This is a genomic window from Polaromonas sp. (assembly GCF_018780625.1).
Lineage (GTDB): Bacteria > Pseudomonadota > Gammaproteobacteria > Burkholderiales > Burkholderiaceae_C > Polaromonas.
Map to the genome: position 1 here is coordinate 1 of NZ_JADMJK010000115.1, position 5,635 is coordinate 5,635.

The 5,635-nt window shown below is 65.9% G+C and carries 6 protein-coding genes; 4 read left to right on the plus strand and 2 right to left on the minus strand.

Translation table 11 applies throughout. The features are described 5' to 3' along the window. On the minus strand, positions 1–1,066 hold a 1,066-nt coding region (locus tag IV091_RS10155; RefSeq protein ID WP_293468277.1), incomplete at its 3' end, for a phosphomannomutase/phosphoglucomutase. Between the two features lie 130 nt (positions 1,067–1,196). Here IV091_RS10155 and IV091_RS10160 point away from each other — a divergent pair. The 3 genes from IV091_RS10160 to IV091_RS10170 all read left to right on the plus strand — a co-directional run bounded on the left by IV091_RS10160 (position 1,197) and on the right by IV091_RS10170 (position 4,296). Beyond that, positions 1,197–2,729, plus strand: coding sequence for a DNA-3-methyladenine glycosylase 2 family protein (locus IV091_RS10160; protein ID WP_293468279.1), 1,533 nt, complete (start codon positions 1,197–1,199; stop codon positions 2,727–2,729). 110 nt (positions 2,730–2,839) lie between these two features. Beyond that, positions 2,840–3,352 (plus strand): methylated-DNA--[protein]-cysteine S-methyltransferase, encoded by a 513-nt coding sequence (locus tag IV091_RS10165; protein ID WP_293468281.1) that lies wholly within the window; start codon positions 2,840–2,842, stop codon positions 3,350–3,352. A 20-nt stretch (positions 3,353–3,372) separates the two neighbouring features. Beyond that, complete coding sequence (locus tag IV091_RS10170) at positions 3,373–4,296, plus strand: DMT family transporter (protein WP_293468287.1); 924 nt, start codon at positions 3,373–3,375, stop codon at positions 4,294–4,296. A 13-nt stretch (positions 4,297–4,309) separates the two neighbouring features. Here the strand turns inward: IV091_RS10170 and IV091_RS10175 are convergent, their stop codons facing one another. Further along, positions 4,310–4,969 carry a DUF1345 domain-containing protein gene (locus IV091_RS10175; protein WP_293468283.1) on the minus strand — a complete coding sequence of 220 codons (660 nt, stop codon included), beginning with the start codon at positions 4,967–4,969 and terminating at the stop codon, positions 4,310–4,312. 72 nt (positions 4,970–5,041) lie between these two features. Between IV091_RS10175 and IV091_RS10180 the strand changes: the two genes are divergently transcribed. Next, the gene (locus tag IV091_RS10180) at positions 5,042–5,464 is read left to right on the plus strand and encodes an ion channel (protein WP_293468285.1); all 423 of its coding nucleotides are present in this window, start codon (positions 5,042–5,044) and stop codon (positions 5,462–5,464) included. Positions 5,465–5,635 lie beyond the last annotated feature (171 nt).

Here is a 5,635-nt window from a genome sequence, read left to right on the forward strand (position 1 = left end):
GGCCCGCATCGGGCGAACGGCTCACGATTTCAAGCAGGCGTGCGCCCGCGTAGGTGCCGTCGTCAAAGCCGTACCAGCGTTCCTTGAAGAAGATGTGGCCGCTCATCTCGCCGCCCAGCGGGGAGTCGACTTCTTTCATCCGGGCCTTGATCAGCGAGTGGCCGGTCTTGTACATCATGGCCACGCCGCCAGCGGCCTCGATCTCGGGCGCCAGGCGTTGCGAGCATTTCACGTCGAACAAGATGGTGCCGCCCGGCACGCGGCTCAGCACGTCGCGCGCAAACAGCATCATCTGGCGGTCGGGGTAAATGTTCTGGCCGTCCTTGGTGACGATGCCAAGGCGGTCGCCGTCGCCGTCAAACGCCAGACCGAGTTCGGCGTCGCCGTCCTTCAGGGCCTGCATCAGGTCCTTCAGGTTTTCGGGCTTGCTTGGGTCGGGATGGTGGTTGGGAAAGTTGCCGTCGACGTCGCTGAACAGCTCGGTGACTTCACAGCCCAGCGCCCGGAAAATTGCGGGGGCCGACGCGCCGGCAATGCCGTTGCCCGAATCAATGACGATTTTCATGGGCCGCGACAGCGTAATATCGCCCACGATGCGTTCGCGGTAGGCCTGCTCCACATCGGCCTGGCTGATGCGGCCGCCTGCGGCGGGCAAGGCCCAGCTTTCGGCTTCCATCATGCGACGCAGGGCCTGGATTTCATCGCCGTAAATGGCGCGCCCGGCCAGCACCATCTTGAAGCCGTTGTAGTCTTTGGGGTTGTGGCTGCCGGTGACCTGGATGCCGCTGCTCGCCAGCGTGTTGGCCGCAAAGTACAGCATGGGCGTGGTGACCATGCCCACGTCCACCACGTTCACGCCCGCCGCCGCCAGGCCGCGCATCAGCGCCGCGCTGAGCGAGGGCCCGCTGAGCCGCCCGTCACGCCCCACCGCCACAGTGGTTTCGCCCTCAGTCAGCGCCATCATGCCAAAGGCTTTTCCAAGGGCGACGGCGACCTCTTCGCTGATGGTGGACGGCACCATACCGCGAATGTCGTAGGCCTTGAAAATGGATGCATTGACTTGCATGAAGGGAGTCTTTCTGAACGTTGACGAGGCCCGATTGTAGGCGGAGCCTCTGCGGCAACGCCGGTTCACAGCCTGTGGGACAGGTCCGGAAACGGCTGGTCCAGCGCCCTGCCCGGCGTATCATTTCCGCATGACGACCGACACTACCGCCCTGGCCGACGACGACTGCTACCGGGCCCTGAAGGCAAAGGACGCCCGCTTTGACGGCCGCTTTTTCACCGGCGTGACCTCCACCGGCATCTACTGCCGGCCGGTCTGCCGCGTCCAGACGCCCAGGCGTGAAAACTGCCGCTTTTTTGCCCATGCGGCGCAGGCCGAGCAGGCCGGTTTTCGCCCCTGCCTGCGCTGCCGGCCCGAACTGGCGCCGCATTCCGTGCGGTGGTCGATTCAGGACGCGGCCTACCTCCTGGCGCACCAGGCGGCCCGCTTGCTGGACGAACCCGAGGCCTGGGGTGACGCTACGCCCTCGGTGGCCCGGCTGGCCGTGCGGCTGGGCGTGAGCGAGCGCCATGTGCGGCGGATTTTCGAGGCTCAGTTTGGCGTGTCGCCGCTGCAGTATCTGCAGACACGGCGGCTGCTGACCGCCAAGCAGTTGCTGGCCGACACGAACCTGCCGATCACCCAGGTCGCGCTAATCAGCGGCTTTGCCAGCGTGCGGCGCTTCAATGCCGCCTTCCTGGCGCACTACCAGCTCAACCCGACGCAGTTGCGGCGCCAGGGCGCACGACCCGAAGACGGCGGCATCACGGTGCGGCTGGGCTACCGCCCGCCTTACGACGTGGCGGCGATGCTCGGATTTTTCAGCAAACGCTCGATTGACGCGATTGAATTTGTCGCTCTGGATGCCGGTCAGCCTTGCGCCGGCAGGACATTTCGTGTCGAATCTGGCGGCAAGGTGCATGCCGGCTGGCTGCGCGCCTGTTTTGACGAGGCGCGCAGCCAGCTGGTGCTGCAGGTCAGCGACTCGCTGCGGGAAGCGCTGCCGCTGGTGATTCGCCGGGTGCGCGCGATGTTTGACCTCGACGCCGATCCGGCCGCCATCAACAGCGTGCTGCACGGCAGCTTTCCGAGCGGCGACGGGCTGCGCGTGCCGGGTACGCTCGATGGCTACGAGCTGGCCGTGCGCGCCGTGCTGGGCCAGCAGATCACGGTAGCGGCGGCCCGCACGCTGGCGCAGCGCATGGTGGACCGCCTCGGCGAGCCCATAGAAACCCCGTGGCCGCGCTTGAGCCGGCTGTTTCCGGACCCCGCCGCACTGGCCGCCGCCAGCGGCGACGCGCTGGGCCAGCTCGGCATCGTCAAGCAGCGCCAGGCCGCCATCGTCGGCATCGCCCGGGCCGTGGCCGACCGGCGCCTGCAATTGCACGGCGGCGCCGACGTCAACGCGACCATCGCCCTGCTGAAGGAACTGCCCGGCATTGGCGACTGGACCGCGCAGTACATCGCCATGCGCGCGCTGCGCTGGCCCGATGCGTTTCCGGCGGGCGATGTGGCGCTGCATAAAATGCTGGGCCTGCAGGCGCTCAAGACGCCGGCCAAGGCCGCCGAAAAAGCCTCGCTGGCCTGGAAACCGTGGCGCAGTTATGCCGTGATTCGCGCGTGGAGCGGCCTGCTGGCTGCGGCACCGCCGCCAAAATCACCTGAATCGCTACCAAAAAAATAGCTGAAAGCACCCGACCTGATTCGGCCAGCCCCTTAAAACATGCATAAAACCGGCCATAACCCCCTGCCAGCAGGCGTTCAGGCAAACCGGCGACACTTCAGGAGATCCCCATGAAATTCGACCCCTCCACCGTCCAGACCCGAGTGGCCAGCCCGCTCGGCCCCATCGTCATAGCGGCCACGGCCACCGGCCTGGCCGGGCTCTGGTTTGCCGACAACCAGCGCTATTTACCGGTGCAACTCACGGGGCCAGCGGCCTGGCCCGAAGACGCCGACCACCCCATCCTGAAGCAAGCCCGCCAACAGCTGCACGACTATTTCGCGGGCCAGCGCCGCCATTTCGAGCTGCCGCTGGACCTCGGTTGCGGCACAGCCTTCCAGCAATCGGTATGGCGGACGCTGCTTGAGATACCGCAGGGCAGCACCGTCAGCTACGGCGAAGTCAGCCGGCGCATTGGCAAGCCGGCTGCAGTGCGGGCGGTGGGCGGCGCGGTCGGACGCAATCCGGTCAGCATCGTCGTGCCCTGCCACCGCGTGATGGGCGCCAGCGGCGCGCTGACCGGTTACGGCGGCGGCTTGGCGCGCAAAACCGCCTTGCTGACGCTCGAAGGGGCGCGGCTTTGAGCGCGCCGTCGTCCGGCGTGATGGCGCCCGCAGCCCATGCGGCCCCCAAACCCTGGGCCAGCGATTTTGTCCTGCTGGCGGCGATCTGGGGCGCCTCGTTTTTATTCATGCGCATCGGTGCGCTGGAGTTTGGCGCGCTGCCGACCGCCGCCGTGCGCGTGGCGATAGCGGCGATGTTCCTGCTGCCGCTGGTGTGGCTGCGCGGCCTGCTGCCGGAACTCAAAAAACACTGGCGCCGGACCTTCTTCATCGGCCTGCTCAACTCGGGCATTCCGTTTGCCTGCTTTTCGTTTGCGCTGCTGTCCATCAGCACCGGGCTGTCGGCGATCCTCAACGCCACGGTGCCGATGTTCGGCGCGCTGATTGCCTGGGCCTGGCTGAACGACAAGCTCACGGCGTCGCGCCTGCTGGGCCTGGCGGTCGGCTTTGCCGGCGTGGCGCTACTGGCCTGGGACAAGGCCAGCTTCACGCCCGACGCCTCGGGCGCGTCGTCGGGCTGGGCCGTGCTGGCCTGCCTGCTGGCGGTGCTGTGCTACGGCATTTCAGCCAGCTACACCAAGCGCTACCTGGCCGGCCTGCCACCGCTGGTGACGGCCGCCGGCAGCCAGATCGGCGCCACGCTGGGGCTGGCCCTGCCAGCGCTGTGGCTGTGGCCGGCGCGCATGCCGGGCGCCTCGGCCTGGCTGGCGCTGCTGGTCGTGGGCGTGGTCTGCACCGGCATCGCCTACATCCTGTTTTTCCGGCTGATTGAAAACGCCGGCCCGCCGCGCGCGCTGTCGGTGACGTTTCTGGTGCCGGTGTTTGCGGTGCTGTATGGCGTGACCTTTCTCGGGGAAACCGTCACGCCCTGGATGCTGGGCTGCGCGGCGGTGATTGTCTGCGGCACGGCGCTGTCAACCGGGCTGTTGCGGCTGGGGCGGGGCAACCGCACCCTGCCACGGTAAAGGACGGGTGGGTTTAGGGCAGCGCGCCCGCCATCAGGTTGATGCTGAGTGCCAGGATCAGCATGTTGAAGCCAAAAGACAGCACCCCATGCACCAGCGTGAGCCGGCGCATGGCGCGCGAGGTGACCTGCACATCGGACACCTGCGAGGTCATGCCAACCACATGCGCGTAGTACAAAAAATCGAAATAGTCCGGCTCCAGCCCGCCGGGAAACTGCAGGCCGGGTCCCACAGGCTCGTTCAGCTTTTCCTCGTGGTAATAACGGTGGGCATAGCGAAACGCAAACATGGTCTGTATGAACAGCCACGAGGCGGCCAGCGCGGTCATGGACAGCACAACATGAAAGGTGCGCAGCACGCCCGACAGGTCCCGGCTCTGATGCATCATGACGGTAATGGCCGCCACGCAGGCCAGGGTGGCCAGCAGCATCAGCAAAAACAGCACCACACTGGGCTCGTCCTGCGCCTGGGCCCGTGCACGCGTTCGCCGTGCATCAAAGCGGGCGCACAACCACCAGGCCAGCAGCAAATAGACCGCAATGCCCACGCACCAGCCCAGCAACCCGCGAAACGGCCACGCCAGCGGCATGGGCATCCCTGCGGTGGCCACGCCGGCCAGCAAGCCAAAGCCCAGGCGCTGCGCGCCGGTCGTTTCTGAAAGATGTTTACGCATGGCTCCGATTGTGGGCCCGAGCCGGCGCCGGACAATAATCAGGACTTCAATTCGCGAGACGCACAGCCTGCCATGCCCCCCAAAAAATACCCCAGAAAAGTACACATTGCCCGCCAGGGCGTTTTTTATTCGCTGATTCTCTGCGGCGCGATTTTGTTGCTGGGCGGCATAGGCTTCTGGCTACTGGATCCGGGGGTGCACACCATTTCAGAGGGCCTGTGGCTGGCCTTCACCACGGCGGCTACCGTGGGCTATGGCGATGTCGTTCCCAGCACGCATGCGTCGCGCGTGTTTGCCGTTATCGTGGTGTTGCTGGGGCTGGCGGTGCTGTCGCTGGCGACGGCCTCGCTGGCGGCTATTTTTGTCGAGAAAGATGTCGAGCAGGGCGAGGAGTTGCAGATAGAGCACGAACTGATGCGCGAAATCAGGCACCTGCGCGAAGAGGTTCAGTCCTTGCGGCATGAAATCAGGCGCGAAAAAGATGACCACCGCTGAGGTGTCATCCGCCCGATGAATCAATTCAGCGGGCATCCGGCAGGCGGCGCTTCCCGCACGGAAGCGGAAAATGAAAAAGCCGCTACAAACCGATGGTTTGTAGCGGCTTTCCAAGACTGGCGGAGCGGACGGGACTCGAACCCGCGACCCCCGGCGTGACAGGCCGGTATT